At 73.0% G+C, this 22405-nt stretch carries 24 protein-coding genes; 9 read left to right on the top strand and 15 right to left on the bottom strand.

Annotated features, from left to right (window positions below; translation table 11 throughout):
* Positions 1-10: 10 nt before the first annotated feature.
* From BLS70_RS05590 to BLS70_RS05525, 14 genes are all read right to left on the bottom strand, one after another.
* Positions 11-1408: a flagellar hook-length control protein FliK gene (locus BLS70_RS05590; RefSeq protein WP_091764639.1), complete on the bottom strand. Its 1398-nt coding sequence runs from the start codon at positions 1406-1408 to the stop codon at positions 11-13.
* The gene (locus BLS70_RS05585; protein ID WP_091764638.1) at positions 1405-2358 is read right to left on the bottom strand and encodes an NlpC/P60 family protein; all 954 of its coding nucleotides are present in this window, start codon (positions 2356-2358) and stop codon (positions 1405-1407) included. The genes BLS70_RS05590 and BLS70_RS05585 overlap by 4 nt, the downstream gene beginning before the upstream one ends.
* The gene (locus tag BLS70_RS05580) at positions 2346-2798 is read right to left on the bottom strand and encodes a flagellar FliJ family protein (protein WP_091764637.1); all 453 of its coding nucleotides are present in this window, start codon (positions 2796-2798) and stop codon (positions 2346-2348) included. The genes BLS70_RS05585 and BLS70_RS05580 overlap by 13 nt, the downstream gene beginning before the upstream one ends.
* Complete coding sequence (locus BLS70_RS05575; RefSeq protein WP_091764636.1) at positions 2795-4111, bottom strand: FliI/YscN family ATPase; 1317 nt, start codon at positions 4109-4111, stop codon at positions 2795-2797. The genes BLS70_RS05580 and BLS70_RS05575 overlap by 4 nt, the downstream gene beginning before the upstream one ends.
* Entirely contained in the window at positions 4108-4953 is an 846-nt protein-coding gene (locus BLS70_RS05570; RefSeq protein ID WP_255362254.1) for a FliH/SctL family protein, read from the bottom strand. Before BLS70_RS05570 ends, BLS70_RS05575 begins: the two co-directional genes overlap by 4 nt.
* Positions 4946-6025: a flagellar motor switch protein FliG gene (gene fliG, locus BLS70_RS05565; protein ID WP_091764635.1), complete on the bottom strand. Its 1080-nt coding sequence runs from the start codon at positions 6023-6025 to the stop codon at positions 4946-4948. The genes BLS70_RS05570 and fliG overlap by 8 nt, the downstream gene beginning before the upstream one ends.
* The gene (gene fliF, locus BLS70_RS05560) at positions 6022-7614 is read right to left on the bottom strand and encodes a flagellar basal-body MS-ring/collar protein FliF (RefSeq protein ID WP_091764634.1); all 1593 of its coding nucleotides are present in this window, start codon (positions 7612-7614) and stop codon (positions 6022-6024) included. The genes fliG and fliF overlap by 4 nt, the downstream gene beginning before the upstream one ends.
* Complete coding sequence (gene fliE, locus BLS70_RS05555; RefSeq protein WP_091764633.1) at positions 7614-7943, bottom strand: flagellar hook-basal body complex protein FliE; 330 nt, start codon at positions 7941-7943, stop codon at positions 7614-7616. Before fliE ends, fliF begins: the two co-directional genes overlap by 1 nt.
* A gap of 2 nt (positions 7944-7945) precedes the next feature.
* Positions 7946-8350, bottom strand: coding sequence for a flagellar basal body rod protein FlgC (gene flgC, locus BLS70_RS05550; RefSeq protein ID WP_091764632.1), 405 nt, complete (start codon positions 8348-8350; stop codon positions 7946-7948).
* Positions 8351-8352: 2 nt separating this feature from the next.
* Complete coding sequence (gene flgB / locus BLS70_RS05545) at positions 8353-8700, bottom strand: flagellar basal body rod protein FlgB (protein ID WP_091764631.1); 348 nt, start codon at positions 8698-8700, stop codon at positions 8353-8355.
* Between the two features lie 381 nt (positions 8701-9081).
* Positions 9082-9510 (bottom strand): hypothetical protein, encoded by a 429-nt coding sequence (locus BLS70_RS05540; RefSeq protein WP_091764868.1) that lies wholly within the window; start codon positions 9508-9510, stop codon positions 9082-9084.
* On the bottom strand, positions 9507-9893 hold the full coding sequence (fliS, locus tag BLS70_RS05535) for a flagellar export chaperone FliS (RefSeq protein ID WP_091764630.1): 387 nt from the start codon (positions 9891-9893) through the stop codon (positions 9507-9509). Before fliS ends, BLS70_RS05540 begins: the two co-directional genes overlap by 4 nt.
* Positions 9894-9969: 76 nt before the next feature.
* The gene (fliD, locus tag BLS70_RS05530; protein ID WP_143030349.1) at positions 9970-11352 is read right to left on the bottom strand and encodes a flagellar filament capping protein FliD; all 1383 of its coding nucleotides are present in this window, start codon (positions 11350-11352) and stop codon (positions 9970-9972) included.
* Between the two features lie 134 nt (positions 11353-11486).
* The gene (locus BLS70_RS05525) at positions 11487-12323 is read right to left on the bottom strand and encodes a flagellin N-terminal helical domain-containing protein (RefSeq protein WP_091764628.1); all 837 of its coding nucleotides are present in this window, start codon (positions 12321-12323) and stop codon (positions 11487-11489) included.
* Between the two features lie 294 nt (positions 12324-12617).
* Between BLS70_RS05525 and BLS70_RS05520 the strand changes: the two genes are divergently transcribed.
* Both BLS70_RS05520 and BLS70_RS05515 read left to right on the top strand, forming a co-directional pair.
* The gene (locus BLS70_RS05520; protein WP_091764627.1) at positions 12618-13694 is read left to right on the top strand and encodes a glycosyltransferase family protein; all 1077 of its coding nucleotides are present in this window, start codon (positions 12618-12620) and stop codon (positions 13692-13694) included.
* A gap of 7 nt (positions 13695-13701) precedes the next feature.
* Positions 13702-15606, top strand: coding sequence for a glycosyltransferase family protein (locus tag BLS70_RS05515; RefSeq protein ID WP_091764626.1), 1905 nt, complete (start codon positions 13702-13704; stop codon positions 15604-15606).
* Between the two features lie 99 nt (positions 15607-15705).
* On the opposite strand, the gene BLS70_RS05510 is transcribed toward BLS70_RS05515, so the two are convergent.
* Positions 15706-16650, bottom strand: coding sequence for a sigma-70 family RNA polymerase sigma factor (locus BLS70_RS05510; protein WP_091764625.1), 945 nt, complete (start codon positions 16648-16650; stop codon positions 15706-15708).
* A gap of 192 nt (positions 16651-16842) precedes the next feature.
* Here BLS70_RS05510 and BLS70_RS05505 point away from each other — a divergent pair, with 192 nt between their 5' ends.
* The 7 genes from BLS70_RS05505 to BLS70_RS05475 all read left to right on the top strand — a co-directional run bounded on the left by BLS70_RS05505 (position 16843) and on the right by BLS70_RS05475 (position 22337).
* Positions 16843-17325 (top strand): flagellar protein FlgN, encoded by a 483-nt coding sequence (locus BLS70_RS05505; RefSeq protein WP_091764624.1) that lies wholly within the window; start codon positions 16843-16845, stop codon positions 17323-17325.
* Complete coding sequence (gene flgK / locus BLS70_RS05500; protein ID WP_091764623.1) at positions 17322-18728, top strand: flagellar hook-associated protein FlgK; 1407 nt, start codon at positions 17322-17324, stop codon at positions 18726-18728. Before BLS70_RS05505 ends, flgK begins: the two co-directional genes overlap by 4 nt.
* Before the next feature lie 5 nt (positions 18729-18733).
* Positions 18734-19612, top strand: coding sequence for a flagellar hook-associated protein FlgL (gene flgL, locus BLS70_RS05495; protein ID WP_091764622.1), 879 nt, complete (start codon positions 18734-18736; stop codon positions 19610-19612).
* Positions 19613-19661: 49 nt separating this feature from the next.
* A complete protein-coding gene (fliW, locus tag BLS70_RS05490) occupies positions 19662-20129 on the top strand; it encodes a flagellar assembly protein FliW (protein ID WP_091764621.1) in 468 nt (155 codons plus the stop codon).
* An 82-nt stretch (positions 20130-20211) separates the two neighbouring features.
* The gene (gene csrA, locus BLS70_RS05485) at positions 20212-20481 is read left to right on the top strand and encodes a carbon storage regulator CsrA (RefSeq protein WP_091764620.1); all 270 of its coding nucleotides are present in this window, start codon (positions 20212-20214) and stop codon (positions 20479-20481) included.
* Positions 20482-20676: 195 nt separating this feature from the next.
* Positions 20677-21165 carry a hypothetical protein gene (locus tag BLS70_RS05480; protein ID WP_091764619.1) on the top strand — a complete coding sequence of 163 codons (489 nt, stop codon included), beginning with the start codon at positions 20677-20679 and terminating at the stop codon, positions 21163-21165.
* Positions 21166-21236: 71 nt separating this feature from the next.
* Entirely contained in the window at positions 21237-22337 is a 1101-nt protein-coding gene (locus BLS70_RS05475) for a sigma-70 family RNA polymerase sigma factor (RefSeq protein ID WP_255362253.1), read from the top strand.
* Positions 22338-22405: the final 68 nt, after the last annotated feature.

Raw genomic sequence — 22405 nt, 5'->3', positions numbered from 1 at the left:
GGTCTCCTGTTCAGACGCGGACGTCGACGCCCGACGAGCCGGATCCGGTGGTCGGGGCGGTCCTGGTCTCTCCGCTATCGGCAGGCCGCAGCCATGGTCGTGACCGACCGTCGGCCGGACCCTGCTGCCCGGGGCGGTCGCCGAAGCCCTGCTGGGCCTGCTGACCGGCGGCGTGCCGGTCCAGCCACGACCCGCCGCTGTCCTTGGACACCTCGAGCTTGGCGGTCACCAGGCCGGCGGACTCGAGGTCGCGGCGCAGGTCGGGCAGCGCGTCGAGCAGCGCGGCCCGGCTCTGCTCGTGCGCCCCGCGGAGGACCAGGTCGATCGTGCCCTGGGTGACGGTCACCGAGACCTCCACCGGCCCGAGGGTCTCGGGGGTGAGGACCAGGGTCATGGTGTGCGAGCCGTCGGGTGCACCGCGCAGGACGGCCACCTGCCGGGCGACCTGCGCCGCCACCGGCTGGCTCGCTGCGGCGGTCGGGCCGTCGGCGTCGGCGGCGGCCGCTGCCGTGCCGGTGGGTGCCGGGCCGGAGATCCCGGTCGTGACCGGCTCGGTGGATCCACTGCCCGACGGCGTACCGCCGGCGTCCTGGCCCGCCGCTCCGGTGTCCGCACCGGCCGACGAGGCGGCGCCCGCCACGGGCAGGTCGGTCCCGGCCGGCACGGAGGTGCCCGGGGCGGCCGGATCGGCGCCGGTGGACACCGACGCCGTCGCGGCTCCGGCGGCCGACGCGGCCGCGGCCACCGTGGTGGCCGCCTCGGTGAGGACGCCGGCCGGGGCGGAGGCCGCGGTCGGGCCTGCCGCGGTGGCGCCGGCCGTGACGAGGGACGGCCCGGTGGGAGCCGCTGCGGCACCCGGCGTCCCGGGCACGGGCGACGTGACGACCACGTCGACGGGCAGGCCGGTCGCGGACGCCGGTGCGCCGCCGCCCGCGAGGACCGGGGAGACCCCCGCCGCCGCGGTGGGCGCAGTCGTGGCGGTCGGAGCCGGGACGGCGAGGGCAGGCGCGGCTCCGGCGACGGTGGCCGGTGCTGCGGCCGCGGCCGCGACCCCGGCGACCGTGCCGCCGTCGGTCGTGATGGTGGGCGCAGCGCCGGTGCCCGCCGCCTGCGCGGCGGCCTGGGACGTCCCGAGGGCGAGGGCGAAGAGCGTGGCGGCGAGGTCCGCGGGTGCGGGCACCCCGGCGGCCACGGCGTCGACGGGGACGACGGTCGTGGCCGCGGACCCGTGGTCCTGCGCCCCGCCGTCGTCGGTCGCCCCGTCGTCGACCGCTCCGCGGCCCTCGGACAGGGCGCCGTCCAGCGCGGAGGCGAACGGTGCGGCGCTCTCGGCGCCGCCCGCGTCCGCGGCACCACCGGTCGAGGGCCCGCGGACGGCGGGCGCCGTCGGCATCAGGGGTGCGCTCATCGGTAGGCCTCCGCCTTGCTCATGACGTTGCGGACGTAGTTCTGGGTCTCCGGGTAGGGCGGGATGCCGCCGTAGCGGCTCACCGTCCCCGGCCCGGCGTTGTAGGCGGCCAGCGCCAGCTCGGTGGAGCCGAACTGCCCGGTCAGCTGCTTGAGGTAGCGGGCGGCGCCGTCGACGGCCGATGCCGGGTCGAGGGCGGACACCCCGAGGCCGCGGGCGGTGGCCGGCATGAACTGCATGAGGCCCTCGGCGCCGGCGGGGGAGACCGCGCCGGCGTCGAAGTTCGACTCGACCGAGGCGACGGCGGCCAGCAGCGAGGCGTCGACCCCGTGGCGGCCGGCGGCGCCGGTGAACAGGTTTGCGTAGGGGACGCCGGCGACGCCCCCGCCGACCCCTGCCGCCGCGGCGACCGGCGCGGCCTGGGGGAGGACCCGCCGGATGGAGGTCGGGTTGCCGACGTCCTGCACCTTGACGACCTCGCCCGCCTGCGGCGCGGCGATCATCTTGCCGTTGCCGACGTAGATGCCGACGTGGTCGATGCCGGCCCGGGACGACGAGTGGTCGAAGAAGACCAGGTCGCCGGGGCGGGCGTCGGCGAGCGAGGCCACGGCGGTGCCGCTGGTGGCCTGCTGGGAGGACGTTCGGGGCAGGTCGATGCCGAGGTTGCCGAAGACGACCTGGACCAGGCCGGAGCAGTCCAGCCCCTTCGCGGGGTCCGTGCCGCCCCAGAGGTAGGGGACCCCGAGGTGCTTGGTCGCCTCGGCGACGACCGCCGTCTCGGAGGCTGTCCCGGCCGCGCTCGTGGCGGAGCTGCTGGACGCGGCAGTGGTGCCGCCCAGGCCGGCGGCCGCAGCGGCCGACGCCCAGCCGGACGAGGACGCCGCGATCTGCGGGGTGAAGCGGGACTGGATCTCGCTGATCCGCGCCTGCACCGCGGTCAGGCCGTCCACGGGACCTCCTCCTCGGCGGTTCCCCGGCCGGCGCGGCCGGTCACCAGGTCGTCGACCGCGCGCTCCTCGGCGGCGGCCTCGGCGTGCTGCTGGGCCTCGCGGTGGCGCTCGCGCAGCCGCTCCAGCGCCTTGGTGCGCTGCGCCGCCGCCGTCCACTGCGCGCGGACCGCCTCGGCCTGCTCGGCCGCGGCGGTCGCGGCGGCGCGGGCGTCGGAGGCGTCGGTGGCGGCGAAGCGCAGCACCGTCATGGCGGCCAGGAAGTCGCCGGACGGGAGCGATCGCGGCAGCGAGGCCGTGGCGAGCGTCGTCTCGTAGTCGGACGCGCGCCGGGCCGCGTCCGACGCCGCGGCGGCCGCGCGGGCCGAGGCCACGGCGGCGGCGCGCTCCTGCGTGCGGCGCAGCTCGAGGACCGGCTGCAGCCGGAAGGCGGCCTTCTTCACGACCGCACGATCCGCTGCAGCCACGCCCACGCCTCGGGCGTCGGCGTCGACTCACCCATCGGCTGCTGCAGGAAGGCCTCGATCTGCGGGGCGAGGTCGCGTGCCCGGTCGACCAGCGGGTCGCTGCCGGCCTGGTAGGCGCCGATCTCGATGAGTTCTTTGACGTCGCGCAGCGCACCCATCAGCCGGCGGATCTCGCGGGCGTCGGCCATCTGCGGCGGCGGCACGACGGCCGTGGCGACGCGGGAGATCGACTCCAGCACGTCGATGGCCGGGAAGTGCCCGACGGTGGCGAGCTTCCGGGTGAGCACGATGTGCCCGTCCAGGATCGAGCGCGCGGTGTCGGCGATCGGTTCGTTGTGGTCGTCGCCCTCGACCAGCACGGTGTAGAGCCCCGTGATGGAGCCGACGGCGCCCGTGCCGGCCTTCTCCAGCAGCTGCGGCATCATCGCGAAGACGCTCGGCGGGTAGCCGCGGGTGGCCGGCGGCTCGCCCGCGGACAGCCCGACCTCGCGCTGGGCCATGGCGGTCCGGGTGATCGAGTCCATGAGCAGCAGCACGTCGCGGCCCTGGTCGCGGAACGCCTCGGCGATGCGGGTGGCGACGAAGGCGGCCTTCAGCCGGACCAGCGGCGGCTCGTCGGAGGTGGCGACGACGACGACGGTGCGCGCCATCCCCTCCGGGCCGAGGTTCTCCTCCAGGAACTCGCGGACCTCACGGCCTCGCTCGCCGATGAGGCCGATGACGCGGACGTCGGCATCGGTGCCCCGCGTGATCTGAGCGAGCAGGCTGGACTTGCCGACGCCCGAGCCGGCGAAGATGCCCAGGCGCTGGCCCTTGCCGCAGGGGACGAGGGTGTCCAGGGCGCGGACGCCGAAGGTGAGCGGCTCCTCCACGCGGGTGCGGGACAGGGCGTGCGGCGTCTCGCTCGCCAGGTCGACCCAGGAGACCCGGGAGGCCAGCGGCGGCCCGCCGTCGACCGGGCGGCCCAGCCCGTCGAGGACGCGGCCGAGCAGCGCCTCGCCGACCGGCACCTGGAGCGGCATCCCGGTGGCCCGCACGGGCGCCCCGGCGTGGACGCCGGACAGCGTGCCCAGCGGCATGCAGGTGAGCCGGTCCCGCCCGACGGCCACGACCTCGGCCAGCAGGGGCCGCGTGGCGGGGTTGATCTCGACCAGGTCGCCGACGGCGGCGGCGATTCCGTCGACGGTGAGCGTCAGGCCCATCGCTCCGGTGACCACCCCGGTGACCTGGGGCGACGCGGCCGCGCGGGCGCGGGTGAGGAGCGACAGGGGGAGGGCGGGCGGGGTCATGCGAGCAGCACCGCCTGCACCCGCTCGAGCGCGGAGACGAGCTGGGCGTCGATGCGCCGGGAGCCGGTCTCGGCGATCGCGCCGGCCCGCTCGACCGCGGGGTCGGCGACCACGCGGACGTGGTCGGGCAGCTCGGCGAGCGCGTCGGCCGGGACTTCGGCCAGGTCGTCGGGGTGCACGCGCACGAGGGCGGGCGCGTCGGCGGGGCAGAGGGTCAGCGCGCGGCGCACCGCGTCCAGCACGGGGGAGTCGGCCAGGGCCAGCTCCCGGCCCAGCAGGTCCTCGAGCAGGGTGAGCACGGAGCCGATGACGGTCTCGCGGATGTCCTCCGCGGTCGGCAGGGAGGACTCCTCGAGGCGCGCGGCAGCGGCGCCGAGGGCGGCGGTGGCCGAGGCGATCCGCCGTTCCCAGCGCTGCTGCGCCTCGGCCATGCGCTCGGCGGCGGCCTGCTCGGCCTGCGCGACCACCTCGGCGGCCGCGGCCATGCCCTCGACCCGCCCCGCGGCGAAGCCCTCGGCGTGGGCTTGGCGCCGCAGCCGGTCGAGCTCCTCGGCGTAGACCTCCCCGAGGCGGACGGTGGGCCGGCCGCCGGCGACGGGCTGGTCCTCCGCGCGGCGGACCGTCGTGCGGCGCTCGATGGGCGAGGGCTCCGGACGGGGGGCCGGCACGTCCGCGACCTGGCGGTACGGGCGGGCACTGCTCGCCGCGCCACCGCGCAGGACGGCGCCCTCGCGCGGTGCCCGCGGGGCCGGCGGTGCGCCGGCGTCCGCGCTGCGCAGCACGACCGCCATGGAGTCCGGGGCGACCAGGGCCGCCCCGCCGTTCGTGCGGGGCTCAGGCAACGAACTCATCGTCCCCGCCGCGCGAGATGGTCAGCACACCCTGCTCCTCGAGCGTGCGGATGACGCCGACGACCTTGGCCTGTGCTTCCTCGACGGTGCGCGTGCGCACCGGGCCGAGCAGCTCGATCTCCTCGGAGAGGTTCTCGGCGGCGCGCTCGGAGAGGTTGCGCTGGATCTTGTCGCGGACGTCGGGCCGCACACCCTTGAGCGCCGTGGCCAGGTCGTTGGCCTCGACCTCGCGCAGCACCAGCTGCAGGGAGCGGTCGTCGATGGTGACGATGTCCTCGAAGACGAACATCTGCGAGCGGACCTGGTCGGCCAGCTCCGGGTCGGTGCTGTCCAGCCACTCGAGGATGGAGCGCTCGGTGGGCCGCGGCGAGCGGTTGATGATCTCGACGAGGGCCTCGACGCCACCGGCGGTGGACATGTCCTGGTGGGCCAGGATCGAGCCCATCCGGCGGCCCAGCTCCTCCTCCACGAGGCGGACCATCTCCGGCGAGGTGCGGTCCATCGTGGCGATGCGGTGCGCGACCTCGGCCTGCTGCTCGGGGGCGAAACCCGACAGCACCTCGGCCGACTGCCCCGCCGGGAGGTGGGCGAGCACCAGCGCGATGATCTGCGCGTGCTCGTCCTTGAGGAACGTGACGAGCTGCCGCACGTCCGCGTTGCGCAGGGAGGCGAACGGCACCTCGGTGTAGACGACGTTGAGGCGGGACAGGATGTCGCCCGCCTTGTCCTCCCCGAGGCCCGCCGCGAGGATCTCGCGGGCGAACTCGACGCCGCCCCGGCCGATGAAGTGCTGCGCGGTCATCAGGCCGTGGAACTCGTTCATCACCTCGTCCACGTCCCCGAGCTCGACCGAGCCCAGGCGCATGAGCTCCCGGGTCAGCGACTCGACCTCGCGCGGACGGAGCTTGGCCAGCAGGACGCCGGCCTCCTCCTTGCTCATCTGCGCCAGGAAGACCGCGGCCTTGCGCAGTCCGGGGAGCTCCGGCCGTGCGGGAGCCGGGGGAACAGCGGGCAGGTTCGCCCCGTCCGCAGCCAGCAACTGGTCCATGCCCGCGAGCGTCATGCCTTGTTCTCCGTCAACCAGCCGCGGAGCATCGCCGCGACCTCGTCGGGGCGTTCGTTGACCATCGTGGAGATCTCGCTCCGGACCTTCAGCCGCTCAGCGGCCTCCAGCTCGGCCCGCGCGTTGTCGATCGGCTCCTCGCGCGTGCTGGAGATCCGGATGCGGTCGAGCTCGGCGAGCATGTCGTCGGTGAGCTCGAGGGGCTCGTAGTCCTCCTCGGGCTCGCCGCGCTTGCGCGAGCGCAGCCACACCACCAGCACGACCAGCGCGATGCCGGCAGCGATGCCGCCGGTGCGGATCATCGACCACATCGCCTCGCTGGCCTCCGCCTCGCGAGCGGCCTCCATCTGCGCGGCGGCCAGGTCGGCGGCGGTGGTGTCGAAGGGCATGGCGGCCACGGTGATCGCGTCGCCGCGTGCCGCGTCCAGCCCGACGGCGTCCTCGACGAGGGCCTGGATCTGGGCCTGGGGCAGGTTCCCCGCCACGGCCTGGTCCATGACCACGGAGACGGTCAGCCGGTTCAGGCCACCGGGGGCGGCCTGCGTGATCTCGGTGGTCTCGCCGACGGCGTTGTTCGCGGTGGTCGACTCCTTGGTGTAGTTCGAGTCGCCCCCACCGGCGTTGCCGGCCGCGTCGGGCATGTTCTCCGGGCCCAGGACGCCACCCACGGGGGCACCACCGGCGCCGGTGTAGTCCTCGGTGGTGGTGCTCTCCGAGACCGGGGGGGTGCCCTCCTCGTAGGTGTACGTCTTCGAGGTGGTGTCGCGCTGGTCGAGGTCGACGTCGGCGCGGACGGAAACGACGGCCTTGTTGGGGCCGAGCACCGAGTCCAGGATCTTCTGGGCGTTGGTGGCGAGCCGGTTCTGGTAGTCCATCTCCACCTGGGACCGGGCGTCACCGGCGGCCGCGCTGATCCCGCTGCCGGGGGTGGAGAGCACCTGGCCGGAGGTGTCGGTGACCGTCACCTGCTCGGGCGACATCTTCTCCACGCTGGACGAGACCAGGTTCGTCACCGCCTGGATCTGCTCGCCGGAGAGCTGCGTGCCGGCGGCCAGGTCGAGCAGCACCGAGGCGGTCGGCTCGGCCTGGTCGGTCACGAAGACCTCCTCCTTGGGCAGCGCGACGCTCACGATGGCCTCGTTGACGCCGTCCAGGGACTCGAGGGTCTTCGACAGCTCGCCCTCCAGGGCGCGCTTGTAGGTGACCTCCTGCTGGAACTCGCTGGTGGTGATGCCCTGCTCGTCCAGCAGCGCGTAGCCGGTGTCCTGACCCGCGGGCAGGCCCTGGCCGCTCATCTGCAGGCGGAGGTCGTACACCGCGTCCTTGGCCACCATGATCGTCTGGCCACCGTCTGTGAGCTCGTAGGCGACGCCGGCGGCGTTCAGCTCCTCGACGATGGCCGCAGCGTCGTTCGCGGCGAGGTTGGAGAACAGCGGCGCCTGCGTGGGCGCGGTGATCCACCTCGAGAAGAAGAACCCGCCGAGGAGCAGCCCGGCGAGCAGGAGGCCGATGACGACCTTCTGCCCCAGGCTGATCGTGGCGAACGTGGAGCGGGCACGCTCCAGCGTCCCGGCGAGTGCCTTGTTCATCAGATGGGCATCCTCATGATCTCGTTGAAGGCGCTGACGGCCGCGTTCTTGATGCCCACGACCATCTCGGTCGCCAGCGACGCCTCATTCCGGGCGATCATGTAGTCGTGCACGTCCTTCAGGTCGCCGGTGGCGGCCTGGGCGGCCAGACCGTCGGACGTCGCCTGGGTGGCGGCCAGCTGGTCGAAGGACGTCGCGAGGATCGACGAGAACGCGTCGCCGCCGACGGCGCCGGTGCCGTTCACGGCGGCCGTGCTGTCGATGCCGGCGACGCCGCCGGTACCGATGGCGGCGCCGATGCCGGGGATGGCCCCGATGGGGAACGTCATGATCAGCCCTTCCCGAGCTGCAGGGCGGCCTGGTAGGCCTCGGTCGCCCGCTCGACCACGGCGAGGTTGGCCTGGTAGCCGCGCTGCGCCATGATCATCTGGGACATCTGGTCCCCGAGGTCGATGTCGGGGTACTTCACGTAACCGGCGTCGTCGGCCAGCGGGTGGTCGGGCTGGTACACCAGGCGGCCTTCGGCGTTGCCGAACTCCGCCCGGGCGACGCGGACGCCGCCCTCGCCGGTGCCGTACTCGACCGCCTCGGCGACGACCATCCGCTGCTGGAAGGCGTCCTCGTCCGTGCGGCGCACGGTGTTGACGTTGGCGATGTTGTCCGAGACGGCGTCCAGCCACTTGCGGTGGGTCATCAGGCCCGAGCCGGAGATGCCGAAGGTGTCGAAGATGGCCATGGTCACTGCGTCCTGAGGGCCGTGCGGATGGAGTTGTACTTGCCGTCCAGCGCGTTCAGGGCCAGCTGGTACCGCAGGCCGGTCTCGGTGGCGATGAGGGTCTCCGCATCCAGGTTCACGTTGTTGCCGTTGGTGTTGGTCGGCTCCAGCGAGCGGGCGACGGTGCCCCCGTTGATCTGCGGCGTCTCGCCGTTGCGCAGCGCGCCCGCGAGCGAGGACTCGAAGTCCACGCGGCCGGCGAGGAAGCCCGGGGTGTTGATGTTGGCGATGTTGTCGGCGGTGACCCGCTGACGCTGGGCCAGACCGGAGAGGCTGGCGTGCAGGGCGGCGGGGGTGATCTCCCCGATCATCGAGCGGGGAGAACGGACGAGCGGGACACGATCGACCTCCGGGGTAGGCGGAAGAAGCACTCGCGAACGAGTGCGTGGTCCGCCGATCCGTGGCGAAAGGGCTTGCTCTCCGTGCCCCTGCCTCATCGGCAGCGCGGGCCTCCCGGCTGACCGTCCGGGTGATCCGCGAGAGAAGCGTGTGACCCCGAGGGGGAGCGGTGGCGGGTGGGACTGGCGGTGACCTCGCCGTGTCCTGGGCCGACGGGGACGGGGGAGTTGGCAACTCTTCTGCTTTTCCGCGGAAAAGCGGGCTGCTTCTCCGCGGAAAAGCAGAGCCCCGCCGCCGGCTGGGCCGGGGGCGGGGCTGGGTAGGTGTGGGCGTGCGGTTCGGGTCGGCGGCGGTCAGAGCCCGCGGTCGATGTAGCTGGCGACGGGCCGGGCCGGGGCGTAGGACATGCGGGCGGCGACGTCGCGCTGCTTCTGCGACTGGGTGATCCGCTCGGCCAGGTGCTCGGCGACGGCGAGCTGGTGCTGGAGCAGCCGGGCGGCCCGCTCGCGGAGGTCCGGTGGCAGCGGCCCCAGGTCGTGCGGGGGAATCCAGTCCTCCGCACGCCGGCCCCAGGTGGCGATCTCCTCGGCGCGACCTCGGGCGAGAAGCTCCTGGGCGTCCAGGACGTCGCCCTCGAGCTCGTCGAGGGCCTGGCGCCAGTCCCGCGCCGCGCCGCGCCGGTCACGTCGGTCGCCGGCCGGACCGCGCGGGTCCGGGGGGGCGTACGGGCTGTGGCCGAACCCTGCGGTGGCGGCGCCGCCGACCGGGCTCAGGCCGGTCATGACGGGGCGCCGGCCAGGGATGCCGCTGCCTGCCGCCACGCATCGCGCAGCGGCTCGACGACCGAGCGGCAGGAGCCGATCCGGTTGGCGTCCGGCTTGATGGTGGCCTGCGACAGCTCGCGGATCAGCCAGTCGTAGAGGGCGGCCAGGCGGGGCCCGCCCTCCCAGATGTCGACGCGCAGGCTGGCGAGCAGTTCGAGCACGATGTCCTGTGCGTGCTGGACCTGCGCGGTGGCCTCGTCGCGGTCGCCGTCGGCGATGGCGATCTGGGCACGCTCGAGGTCGAGTGCGAGCCGGTCGTAGAGCATCACCAGCAGCTGCTGCGGGGAGGCCGTGGTGACCGAGTTCCCGAGATAACGAGCGCGCAGGGCCGCGTTGCTCATCGTGATCGACTCCTAGATCTGTGTCCTGCGGGGGATGGCCGGCCGACGCGGCCGGACTGCACGAGCCGGTCGGGCGCTACTGCTTCTTCGTCCCCGACATGGAGCTCATGGCGGAGGCCAGCCAGTTGGACTGGTTCTGCATCGTGCTGAGCGCGGTCTCCATCGCGGTGAACTGGCGGGTGAGCGTCGCCCGCCGCATCTCCAGCCGGAGGTCCCAGGCGGCGATGCTGTCCTTGAGCTCCTTGGCCCGGGTGTCGGTGCCCTTGGCCAGCACGGTCAGCGACCCGATCGTCGTGTCGGTCGCCGACTTGGCCATGGCGAGCAACTTGGCGGCGATGCCGGTCGGCGTGGTGCCGTTGTCCGCCGTGGTGGCCAGGTCGTCGTCCGCGCCACCGTTCGCGGTGGCCGAGTCGAACATGCGCCGCGCCACGGTGGGGTCGGCGGCGAGCTGGGCGGTGAACTTCGTCTTGTCGAACGTGTAGTGCCCGTCCTTGGTCAGCTGCAGCCCGACCTTGGAGGCCGAGCCGTCGCTGCCGACGGCGAAGGCGAGGACGTCGAGGGTCTGCGTCGCCAGCTGGCGCAGCGTGCTGTCGCCCTTCAGGGAGGCGGTGCCGCTGTCGGCGTCGGTGTAGGCGGAGATGCTGTCGAGGAGCCCGTTCACCGCGGTGACCAGCGACTCGACCTTTGCGGCGACCGCGTCGGGGTCGGGGGTCACGTTGACGGTCACGCCGGTCTCCGGCTTGGTGACCGTGATCGTCGTCCCGGCGATCAGCCCGGAGAACGTGTTGGTCGGGGAGCTCATGCTGTAGCTGCTGCCGGCGTCGCCGACGGTGATCTCGGCGTTGCGCCCCTGCGTGGCGGTCGTGAACCCGGTGGCGCTGAAGGCCGAGGCGGCGCCGGTGGTCGTCGAGGTGAGCGACATCCGGTAGCCGGTGTCGGTGACCTTCAGCGGGGTCGCGGTCACGCCGAGACCGGCGGCGTTGATCGCCGCGGCGGCCTCGGAGAGGGTGGCCTTGCCGTCGCCGTTGCGGTCCAGGCTGACGTTGGTCGTCTTGCCCCCGACGACGACGTCGAGCGTCGTGGCACCGAAGTCGATGTCGTCGGCGGTCTGGGTCCCGGTCGCCGTCCACGTCGTGGAGCTGACCGCCGAGTGCGCCTTGGCGACCTGGTCCACGGTGAAGGTGACCGAACCCGCGGTTGCGCCGCCGACCGAGCTGGCGGTGACCGACGTCGACGAGCTCAGCGCCTTCGCGGACTGCCAGGCGGCGTCCTTGGTGAGTGCCTCGGCGGCCGAGCGGACGGCGTCGAAGCGGGTGTTGATGGCCCGGTAGGCGGTGCCCTGGGACTGGGTGGCGGACAGCCGCTGCTTGAGCAGGGTCTGGGAGTTCGCCTCGACGGAGATCAGCCCGTCGATGATCGAGGCGGTGTCCATGCCGGACACCAGGCCTCCCACGCTCATGCCGGCCACTGCGCCTCCAAGGTGTCGGGTTGCCGTGCGCGGTGAGGGGGGAGGCCCAGGGCCTCCCCCCTCACCGGTGGTGCAGGGTGCTGCTCAGGTGGTCCCGGGGGACCACCTCAGGAGATCCGCGAGGATCAGCCCAGCAGCTTCAGGATGTTCTGCGAGGCCTGGTTGGCCTGCGCGAGCATCGAGGTACCGGCCTGGCTCAGGATCTGGTTCCGGGAGAAGTTGGTCATCTCCTGGGCCATGTCGGTGTCGCGGATGCGGGACTCGGAGGCCTGCAGGTTCTCCTGGGTCACGCTCAGGTTCTTGATGGTGTGCTCGAACCGGTTCTGCAGGGCACCCAGGTCCGCACGCGAGGTGGAGACCGTCTTGATGGCGGTGTCGATGGAGCCGATCGCAGCAGCCGCGCCGCTGGCCGAGCTCAGGTCCACGCCGCTGACGCCGAGCTGCGTAGCGGAGAAGCCCGAACCGGCGGCCGAGCCCTTGATGCTCACCGAGATGGTGTCACCAGAGGCGTAGCCGACCTGGAAGTTCTGCGACGAGAAGGTGCCGTCGAGCAGCTTCACGTTGTTGAACGTGGTCTTGTCGGCGATGCGGGTCAGCTCGTCCTTCAGCGCGGTCGCCTCGGAGTTGAGAGCCGAACGCGAGTTGGCGTCGTTGCTGCCGTTCGCCGACTGGACCGCCAGGTCGCGCATGCGCTGAAGGATGGCGTGCGTCTCGGTGAGCGCACCTTCAGCGGTCTGCACGACGGAGACGCCGTCCTGCGTGTTGCGGATGGCGACCTTGAGGCCACCGATCTGCGAGCGCAGGCCCTCGGAGATGGCCAGGCCGGCCGCGTCGTCGGCGGCGCGGTTGATCCGGTAGCCCGAGGAGAGCTTCTCCAGCGACTTGCTGAGCTGGTTGTCCGTGTTGGACAGGTTGCGGTACGAGTTCATCGCCGCGATGTTGGTGTTGACGCTGAGACCCATGAGGTTCCTCCTTGGACGGGGCCTTACTTGAATCCGCTGGCATCCGTGCTGGCGGGGTGTTGCACAGGGGTCTACGGCTGTCCGGCGCCGGTCCTTGACCCGAATCCGGGACTTTTTCGACTGCTTCACCCGGACGGGGCCGAGGCAGCCGCAGAACCGCGATCGTGCGGTGTCGACCCGCACCGGGACTGCCGATGGGGAGCCCGGTGGCTCCGCGTGGGGCCGTTGCCAGCCCGGTGTGGTCCGCACCGTGGCGGCGTCGTGAACCCGGACCCGGAAGGACACCCGCCGGCCATGAAGGTCAAGTTGTCGTCGACCCGCTTCGCGGGGTCGCTGTACTACCGGGCGACCGAGCCCGCCCGGGCCGTCAACGAGGCGGGCCTCGAAGTCCAGGTCACCCTGAGCTACGGGCTCGCCACGCGGATGAGCGGTCCGGCCGAGGACGAGTCCTCCGACGTGATCTCGGTGGACGCGGACGGCGCGGACGTCGTGGTCCTCCAGCTGCCGAAGACGAAGCCGGCCCTGCAGATCCTGCGTCTGCTCCAGGCGCAGGGCGTGGCCGTCGTCGTGGAGATCGACGACCTGTTCAGCGGCATCGCCTACGGGCACATGGGCTTCGCCACGATCCAGCACCACAACGTCGCGCACTGGATCGCGGCATGCGCCCGCGAGGCGGACCTGGTCACCGCCACCACCCCGGCGCTGCTGGAGGAGTACGCCCGGCACGGTCGTGGCGTCGTGGTGCCCAACGCCATCCCCCGGCGGATCGCCGAGCTGGCCCCCGCCTACGACCGGCCGGAGCCGGAGACGGTCACGGTCGGCTGGACGGGATCGCTGGCGAGCCACCCCTACGACCTCCAGGCCATGGAGTCGGGACTGCAGCAGGGGCTGGACCGCGCGCGCCGCGCGAGCCGGTTCACGATCCTCGGTCAGGCCATGGACGCCCAGCAGCGGTTGCACCTCCCGGAGCCGCCGATCGAGGTGCCGTGGAAGGACACCGTGGACGAGTACCTCTCGGCCGTGGGAGAGCTCTTCGACGTGGGCATCGCCCCGCTGCGGCTCGACCGGTTCAACGAGGCCAAGAGCTGGCTCAAGCCCCTGGAGTACGCCGCCCGCGGTGTCTTCCCGATCCGGTCGAACACACCGGACTACGAGCGCCTGGGCCTGGGCATGCGGGCGAAGCGGCCCCGTGATTGGGCCGACCACATCGCGAAGGCGATCGACGACGGCGACCGCCGCCGCGAGATCGCTGCCCGCAACCGCGAGGTGGTACTCGCCCAGCACCTGACCGAGCACACCGCCCCGGTCTGGGCGGACGCCTGGCGTCGGGCGCTCGACAACCGGGTCCGCAGCCAGCGCATCGGCGCCTGAGCCGGTCATGACCATGCAGATCCCCGGCCCGCGCACCCCGGTCGCCGCCCGTTCGGTCTCCGACGACGCACTGCGACGGGTCGCGGCCCACCGCGAGCAGTACGACCGGCTGGTGGAGGTCGTCGAGGCCTACGCCCGCCAGGGCGACCTGGAAAGGGTGCTGCTGACCGCGACCCTGATCGGGAACATGACCTGGTGCGCGCCCGTCGGGCTGCTCGCCGACCCGCGGCTCGAGCGCGCCGTGGTGTCCGCCGCCCGCGCCGGGGGGCCCGCGCCCGAGATCGACGGGCAGCGGGCCCGTGGCCGTGTGCTGCACGTGCTGAGCGAGACCTACGGCGTCGGCGGGCACACCCGCCTCGCGTGGCGGTGGATCGAGCGCGATCCCCGTCGCTCGGACGTCGTGCTCACCAATCAGGGCGGGCCGTCGCCCGAACCGCTGCGGGCCGCCGCCCGGTCCACGGGAGGTCAGGTCTTCGACCTCAAGGAGGCGCACCCCACCTTCGGTGCCCGGGCGCACGCACTGCGCCGGCACATGGACGCCGCCGACGTGGTCGTCCTCCACACGCACCCCTGGGACGCCATCGCCCTGGCGGCCGCGAACATGCCCGGTCGCCGGCCACCGGTGCTCCTGGAGAACCACGCCGACCACACGTTCTGGCTCGGCCTCGGCTGCGCCGACCTCGTGGTGGACAACCGCTCACCCGGGCTCCGTGTCACCCGTGAGCTCCGCGGCGTCCGCCCCGAGCGGCATGCCCGGCTGGCGCTGCCCGTCCCCGACGTCCCGCTGTCGTCCTCGCGGGAGGAGATGCGGGCGGCGCTGGGCTTGCAGGACCAGGTGGCCGCCCTGTCGGTGGGCAGCCCGTACAAGATGTCGCCGGTGTGGGGGGAGGGCTTCGACGGGATCCTCGCGCAGGCCCTGGAGCGGTTCGACCAGCTCGTGGTCTACCTCGTCGGGCCCTCGGACACGGAACAGTGGCAGGCGCTGGGGGAGAGGTTCCCGGGACGGGTCTTCCCGCTCGGCTTCCTCCCCGATCCCGAGTCCCTCTTCCCGGCGATGGACCTGTACCTGGACTCCTACCCGCTGACCGGCGGAACGGCCCTCGTCGAGGCGGCCATGGCCGGGCTTCCCACCCTCAGCCTCCAGCCGGACATCCCGTACGGGGACGTCTACCACGCCGACATCCCCGGCGTGACCGGTGCGGGGTACGTGGGGCGGACCGACGACGAGTACTTCGCGACGCTGGCCGAGCTGGTGGCCGATCCCGACCTGCGCCACCGACGGGGGCGGCACGCCGCCGAGCAGGTCCGCGCCGTCAACGCCGGCCCGGCCTGGGACGCCGGGCTCGAGGCGGTGTACGACCTGGCCAGGTCGGCGGCCCCTGCGGATCTCGACGAGTACCCCGAACGGATCGAGGAGCCCGGCTACGGAGCCCGCCTCTCGGCGCTCACCGCACGCATCATGCCGGCGGGCACGATCCCGGCACCGGAGTTCTTCGCCGAGCCGATCGCGGGGCTCCTCGACCGCCGGATGCGCTACGACCTCGCGGTCGTCGCCGCCCACCGGCCGACGCTCGCGGTCCGCGTCCCCGCGGGCTGGGAGTGCCACGAGGCCTGGATGGCGCGGTTGGCCGAGACCGCGGCGGCACACCCGCGCCTGCGGGTCAGCCTGCCTCCGGTGCCCGGCGACGACGCGACCGCGGCCGCCAGCATCGCGTGCCTCACGTCGGTGCTCGAGAGCGTGGGGCAGACGACCGAGGACTGCGGGGATCTCTGCCTGGAGGTGGAGGCACCCGAGGTGGCGGGTCTGTCGATCGGTGAGGAACTCACCTTCTCTGCCGACGCGCTCGACGTCGTCGACGAGCTCCTGGGCTCCGCCCTGTGGACGACCGACCGCGCCCTGGTGACGGGGTAGCTCGTCCGACCCAGCCGTCCACCCGCCGGCCGTTCACCGTGGTCCCCGTCCGCCGTCAGGCGTACGGGGACCACGTCGTTCGGGAGAGGGGGACCGGCCTCAGGCCGGTCGGGCTACCCCGGCCCACGGGGTGCGCGGTCCGGGCACGGTGTGCTGCCGGCCGGCGACCCGGTCGACGTAGCTGCGCTGCTGGTTGCGGGCGCGCACGCCGCCGTCGGCGGGTACGGCCCTGCCGTCCCACACCTCGCTCATGGCGGCGTGGAGGAGCGTGAGGGCGCGAGCCCGCATCTGCGAGACGCGGGAGAGGGTGACGCCGAGGTCCTCCGCGATGTCGGTCAGCGATTCGTCACCGAAGAAGTTCCGCTCGACGACCTCGTCCAGCCGGTCGGGCAGCGCGCGGATCGCCTCGTGCAGGTACCGCGCCCGTTCGGTGCGGAGCAGGGCGCGCTCGGGGGACTCCCCGGTGTCCGGCAGGTCGAGCGAACTCCCGTCGGCGCCGGTCTCGGCGTCGATGCTCACCATGACCGCGCGGTGGACGTCCACCCGCAGGCTGTCGAGCTCGCTGCTCGGCACGCCCAGCGCGGCGGCCAGCTCCTCGCGCGTCGGGGGCCGGCCCAGCGAGATGGTGAGCGCGTCGGCGGCGGCGTCGGTGCGGCGGGCGGCGGCGCGCACCGAGCGGCTAGCCCAATCGCCCGAGCGCAGCTCGTCGAGCACCGCTCCCTGCAACCGCGCCAGGGCGTAGGTGCTGAACGAGGCGCCGGCCGAGGGGTCGAAGCGCCTGGCGACCTCGACCAGGGCCACGTGGGCGCAGGAGAGCAGGTCGTCCCGGCTGACGTGCGCGGGCAACGAGATGCGGGCCGCGACGGCGTTCACCGCGAACGCGGCCAACGGCAGGTGCTCCGTGACCAGGGCGTCGACGTCGGCCTGGCTCCGCGCCCGGACAGGAGGCTTCGACGGGTGCGGAGTGCGTCCGGCGGCGGGACGTTCGAGCGGGATCCGCTCGCGCTGAGGGCGCTCGGACGCGAAGGTACGGGCTGGGCTCACGCCTCTCTTCTCGGCTGACCCGGGCCGGGGTGGCACCGCTCATCGGCAACTTTCGGTCTCGACTTGAGCACGTCGCTGCGCACTTCGGCTTGAGGGGGCCGGGAACGGTGCCGAAGCCACCTCCGACGAGGGAGCGCCGGGCGGGTCGACCGCAGCGGCGCCCAGCACGAGAGACGGAGAGGCGGTGGACGCGTGGACTACCAGCACCTGTCGACGTTGCTGTGGCGGGAACAGGAACTCCTGGACCTCCTGCTGTTCAAGGCGGAGGAGAAGCAGTACCTGATCGTCACCGGGAAGACCCGCTGGCTGGCGCGCATCGCGCACGAGATCGAGGTCGTCCTCGACCAGATGCGCACCCTCGAGGTGGAGCGGTCGGCGGCCACCGAGGCCATCGCTGCGCGCCTCGGCCTGCAGGCCAACCCGTCGCTGAAGCAGGTCGCCGAGGCCGCCCCGGCGCCGTGGAACGACCTGTTCGGCAAGCACCACGAGGCGCTGCTGGTGCTCATCACCGACCTGCGCAGCCTGTCCGACGCCAACCGGGAGCTGATCGAGGGCGGCCTGGCCGCCATCAGCGACACGCTGATGAAGACCCGCTCCGCCACGGGCACCTACGGTTCCAGCGGCCGCCACGACGACGGCAGCCACCGCGCGGTCACCCTGGACGGCGCCCTGTGAGCGGGACCTTCTCCGCGCTCAACGCCGCGACGACGGCGCTCTGGGCGCAGCGGCGGGCACTCGACGTGGCCGGCCAGAACATCGCCAACGTCAACACCGAGGGCTACTCCCGCCAGCGGGCCGACATGCAGGCCATCGGCGGCAGCGCCGTCCCCGCCTTCTACTCGACCAGCGACGGGATCGGGGGCGGGGTCTCGGTCGAGCAGGTCACCCGCATCCGCGACGCCTTCCTCGAGGGCCGCGGCCACACCGAGCACGCCAACTACGCCCGGCTGAGCACCGAGGCGGGTGCCCTCGAGCAGGTGGAGACTGCCTTCCGCGAGCCCGGTGACCAGGGCATCCAGAGCCTGCTCGCCGACGTGTGGGACGGCTGGGAGGCCGTGACGAACGGTCCGGACACCGACGCGACGCGCGCCCAGGTCCTCCAGCAGATGGAGGCGCTCGTGGGCGGGCTGCACTTCGCCTCCGCCTCGCTGAAGGCGCAGTGGAACCAGACGCGGGAGAACCTCACCGTCCTGGTGGACGACGTCAACGCGGCCGCGGCGTCGATCGCCGACCTCAACCAGGCCATCCAGCGCGGGAACCAGACCAGCCTGCCGGTCAACTCGCTGGTCGACCAGCGCGACCTGCTGGTCATGAAGCTCGCGGACCAGGCCGGCGCCAGTGTCCGGCACGGCAAGGACGGCATGGTCGACGTCATCGTCGGCGGCGTGACCCTGGTCGGCGGGACGAGTGCCACCAAGCTGGCGGTCGCCGGCAGCCTGGACCTGGCCGGTACCGGGACCTCCCCGGTCCGGGTCGTCACCGCGGTCGGCGGGCACACGGTGCGCCCCGACGGCACGGCGGCGGGGCAGCTCGCGGCGATGAACGGGATCTTCCCGAGCTACCAGTCCGACCTGGACGCGCTGGCGAAGGACTTCGCGGACGCGGTCAACGGGGTCCACACCACCGGCGCCTACGACAAGCTGGGCAACCCGGGGATCGACGTCTTCGAGTCCGCCGACGGCAGTCCCATCAACGCATCGAACATCCGCGTGGCGTTCGACGACCCGGCACTGATCGCAGCCTCCGGCCTGCCGGGTGCGGCGAACACCGACAGCAGCAAGGCCGACGAGATCGCCCAGCTGCGCAGCAAGGCCGGTGGTCCGGACGCCACGTACCGGAGGCTGGTCGTCCAGCTCGGTGTCGAGGCGGCGGTGGCCAACCGCGGCGTCCAGATCCAGCAGGTCATCACGACCCAGATCGACGCGTCCCGCGAGTCGGTGGCCGGCGTCAACCTCGACGAGGAGATGACGAACATGCTCTCGTACCAGCACGCGTACGCCGCGGCCGGCCGGCTGGTCAGCACGATCGACGAGATGCTCGACGTGCTGATCAACCGCACCGGCCGCGTGGGGCTGTGATCTGAGTGCGCATCACCCAGCGTGCAGTCACGCTCACCAGCCTGCAGGGCCTCAACCGGAACCTCGACGCCCTGGGCAAGCTGCAGCAGCAGCTCACCTCCGGCAAGGCGATCAGCCGGCCGTCGGACTCGCCCACCGGGACCAACACCGCGATGCAGACGCGGACCGAGCAGGCGTCGGTCGCGCAGCAGGCCCGCAACGTCACCGACGCGAAGTCCTGGCTCGAGCAGGGCAGCTCGACGCTGATGGAGATGATGGACGTGGTCAAGCGCGTCCGGAACCTGACCCTCCAGGGCAACAACGCGGCCAGCTCACCCGCCAGCCAGCAGGCCCTGGCCATCGAGGTCGCCTCGCTGCGCGACGGCCTGCTCAACATGGCCAACACCAAGGTCATGGGTCGGCCCCTGTTCGGGGGCGTGACGGCCGGGGACGCCGCCTACGGGCCCGCCGGCAACTACGTCGGTGACGATCGTGCCGAGGTCCTGCGGCGGGTCTCCGACAGCGAGCTCCTGCGGGTGGACCTCACCGGGCCGGAGGCGTTCGGCACCGGCGCGAACGACCTGTTCGCCGTCGTCGGCCGCATCGCCACCGATCTGACCACCAACGTGCCGGGGCTGGACGCCGACCTCGGGGCGCTCGACGCGGTCTTCGAGAAGATGACCGGTGCCCTCGCCGACATCGGCGCCCGCGGCGCGCGGCTCGACCAGGCGGAGCAGGTCAACGCCGACCGGCAGATCACCCTGCGCAAGCAGCTGGGCGCGGCCGAGGACATCGACCTCCCCAAGACGATCATGGACGTGCAGATGCGCCAGATGGGCTACGAGGCCGCGCTCGCCGCGACCGCGAAGTCCATCTCGCCCACCCTGCTCGACTACCTCCGCTGATGACCGGCCACCCCGCCCCCGTGGCCGGCGCTCCGAGGAGGTGCCCGGCATGACGCCGTCCCCGGCACTCCTGGCCGCGCGCCCGCACGCCCCCGCGAGCACGCCGGTCCAGCGCGTCGAGGACGCCGTCCCCGCGGTCCTGGTCGTGGAGCTGACCGAGCCGCTGGCCGGATTCCCCGACCACCGGGAGTTCGTGCTGGTGCCCGCCGACGCCTCCGGCCTGCTGTCCTGGCTCCAGTCGATGGCGCCCGACGGTCCGCGCTTCCTCGTGGCTCCCGCGACCGCCTTCTTCCCGGAGTACGCCCCCGTGCTCCCGGGGTCGGCGCTGGCGGAGCTGGGACTGGCCTCGGTGCAGGCGGGGCGCGTGTACGCCCTGCTGACGGTGCCGGACGGGGACGTCTCCGGGACGACGGCCAACCTCCGGGCGCCGCTCGTGGTGAACCCCGCCACCCGCCGGGCGCGGCAGGTCGTCCTGTCCGATCCCACCCATCCGGTCCGGTGCCCCGTGCGCCGATAACACTTTTCGACGGGCGTCCCGCCCGTCCGCCCGCCCGCGGGCAGCCACGGACGGCACCACACACACCCATGGAGGGGTACACGTGCTCACACTCACGCGCAGCGTCGGCGAGACCATCCGCATCGGCGACGACATCGAGGTCCACGTCGTCGAGGTGCGCGGCGGCACCGTCCGCCTGGGCTTCAAGGCCCCCCGCGAGGTCACCATCCACCGCGAGGAGGTCTACCGGCAGATCGCGGAGGCCAACGCCCTCGCCGCCCAGGTCACTGCCGACAGCCTCGGTGCGCTGGCGGCGTTCGCCCCGGTCAGCGCCGAGCCGGCGGCCGAGCAGGTGGAGGACGCGCAGGCCTGAGCCGCCGGTGTCGAGGGGCTGTCTTCGGCAGACGCTGCCAAAGGCCGCCCCTCGAGCGCCGTGGGGCCAGCGACACGGGCAACTTCTGCCGAAGAGTTGGCCGACACGTGCGTAGGACACGGCGAGTGTTGTGCCCTCGGTTGCCGAGGGGATGAGGCAGATTTCTCCCCAAGCAAGTGACAGGGGGCGATCACCATGCAACACAGTGCATCCAACGCGCAGACCGGCGTCGACCACGGCGGCGAGCACGAGTCCGTGGTCGTCCACGTCCAGTTGCGTCCGCGGCGCGGTGCCACGCGCAAGTGCCTCGCGGCTCTCGCCTCGCTGGCCGCCGAGCACGACGAGGTCGCGTTCGCGGTCTCCGGCCTGAGCAAGGACGACCGCGTCGTCCGGGTGACGGTCGGCGTGGACCTCGGTCCGCGCACCGGCGTCGCCAAGTTCTCGCCGCAGGCGCAGGCCGCCTACGCGTTCGTGAGCGCGGTCTTCACCTCGCTCTACGACCACATGCCGGTGTACGTCGCCGAGCCCAGTGGCGCCGAGCGCGCCGCCGCCGCGGTGCTGATCGAGCGCGCGGCCTCCGGCGTCACCGCCGCCGACGTCGTCGAGGCCCTGCCGGTGTCCTCCGCCGGCTCGCCGGTCCCGAGCCCGCGGACCGCGGGCCCGGGGGAGCGCATCCCGGCCTGACGTCGCCTCCGAGCTGCTCCGCAGGCCTTCTTCCCCGAGGTCTGTCCTTCCCCGTAGTGCCAGGAGTTCCGGTGTCCGACATCTTCGCGACCGCCTCGTCCACCCTCGATCCCCGCGCCCGTGCCCGGCAGCCGCTGGTCTTCGGCGGCATCCCCGAGGCCGAGGGCTGGGCCCTCGCGCCCATCACCGCCCGCGACCGGGTGCACTTCCGCGTCGACCGCGAGCTGCCGCTCGACGAGTTGCGCGCCGACCTGCCCGACGGCGTGACCGTCAGCTACGACCAGGGCGACGGCCTCTACCGGGTGGACGGCGCCCGCGGCTCCGCGTCCGTGCTCGCCGACTGGGTGCGCGCCTGGTGCGCGCGGCACGGCTGCACGACGGTCGGCCTCCGGGCCGAGACCGACGTCCGGCGGCGCGCGCCCAAGGACCTCCCGCCGGACTTCCTCGCCGACCTGTGCCGGCACTACGGCCCGGTCAGCCTCAAGCGCCTGCAGCGGAACATGAGCACGATCCGGCTGCACCTGCCCGACCCCGACGACCTGGGCCAGCAGGTGTACGAGTGGGTGCTCAAGGCCGTCGGCCAGTTCGACGAGACCAAGTCGGTGCCCTTCGGCGCCTTCCTGGCCACGCAGCTGTCCAAGTGGGTGCACGACCTGGGCCGCAACGCCCACGGGCGCACCGCGGCCGACACCGAGCACAAGCAGCAGAAGGCGATCGCCACCTTCATCGCCGAGCACCAGCGCCGGCCCAGCGAGAAGGAGCTCGCCGCCTACATGGGGCAGAGCGTGGCCACCCTGCGGCGCAACTCGCAGACCGTCGCGACGCTCAACGGCCTGCGCAACCTGCAGTCCCTCGACGGCGGGCCGGACGGCACCGAGATCCTGCTGCCCGACTCCGGCGAGGCGCCCGACGAGATCATGGGCGAGGCGGAGCAGACGCTGCTCTCCCACGCGCTGACCGCGGCCTGTGCTCCGGACCCGAACGCCCGCCGCGACCAGCGGGCCGGGCAGCCCAACGTGCTCGGCTGGGCCACCTGGTACCTGACCACCTGGGGTGGGCAGACCAAGACGCAGCTGTCCTCGGACCTCAACACGTCGGTGCGCAACATGAACGTCTACGCCGACCGCGTGGAGAAGGCGCTCAAGGACCGCCTGGCCGAGCTCGCGGAGTAGTTCCCCACCGACCGCTGGGAAATCCGCCTCTCGCGAGCCGCTGAGAGGCGACTTTCCCCGCGCTCGGT

The sequence above is a fragment of the Blastococcus aurantiacus genome (genome assembly GCF_900102425.1).
GTDB classification, from domain to species: Bacteria; Actinomycetota; Actinomycetes; order Mycobacteriales; family Geodermatophilaceae; genus Blastococcus; species Blastococcus aurantiacus.
This window is presented reverse-complemented; position numbering and strand designations above follow the sequence as displayed.

Bases quoted from the DNA above. Each gene is read 5' to 3' on its own strand.
- fliW (WP_091764621.1), top strand. From the start codon at position 19,662: ATGACGCCGTCCCCGGCACTCCTGGCCGCGCGCCCGCACGCCCCCGCG.
- flgB (WP_091764631.1), bottom strand. From the start codon at position 8,700: ATGATCGGGGAGATCACCCCCGCCGCCCTGCACGCCAGCCTCTCCGGT.
- BLS70_RS05590 (WP_091764639.1), bottom strand. From the start codon at position 1,408: ATGAGCGCACCCCTGATGCCGACGGCGCCCGCCGTCCGCGGGCCCTCG.
- fliF (WP_091764634.1), bottom strand. From the start codon at position 7,614: ATGAACAAGGCACTCGCCGGGACGCTGGAGCGTGCCCGCTCCACGTTC.
- fliG (WP_091764635.1), bottom strand. From the start codon at position 6,025: ATGACGCTCGCGGGCATGGACCAGTTGCTGGCTGCGGACGGGGCGAAC.
- fliD (WP_143030349.1), bottom strand. From the start codon at position 11,352: ATGAGCGTGGGAGGCCTGGTGTCCGGCATGGACACCGCCTCGATCATC.
- fliS (WP_091764630.1), bottom strand. From the start codon at position 9,893: ATGAGCAACGCGGCCCTGCGCGCTCGTTATCTCGGGAACTCGGTCACC.
- BLS70_RS05525 (WP_091764628.1), bottom strand. From the start codon at position 12,323: ATGGGTCTCAGCGTCAACACCAACATCGCGGCGATGAACTCGTACCGC.
- BLS70_RS05520 (WP_091764627.1), top strand. From the start codon at position 12,618: ATGAAGGTCAAGTTGTCGTCGACCCGCTTCGCGGGGTCGCTGTACTAC.
- fliE (WP_091764633.1), bottom strand. From the start codon at position 7,943: ATGACGTTCCCCATCGGGGCCATCCCCGGCATCGGCGCCGCCATCGGT.
- BLS70_RS05540 (WP_091764868.1), bottom strand. From the start codon at position 9,510: ATGACCGGCCTGAGCCCGGTCGGCGGCGCCGCCACCGCAGGGTTCGGC.
- BLS70_RS05515 (WP_091764626.1), top strand. From the start codon at position 13,702: ATGACCATGCAGATCCCCGGCCCGCGCACCCCGGTCGCCGCCCGTTCG.
- BLS70_RS05480 (WP_091764619.1), top strand. From the start codon at position 20,677: ATGCAACACAGTGCATCCAACGCGCAGACCGGCGTCGACCACGGCGGC.
- flgC (WP_091764632.1), bottom strand. From the start codon at position 8,350: ATGGCCATCTTCGACACCTTCGGCATCTCCGGCTCGGGCCTGATGACC.
- BLS70_RS05575 (WP_091764636.1), bottom strand. From the start codon at position 4,111: ATGACCCCGCCCGCCCTCCCCCTGTCGCTCCTCACCCGCGCCCGCGCG.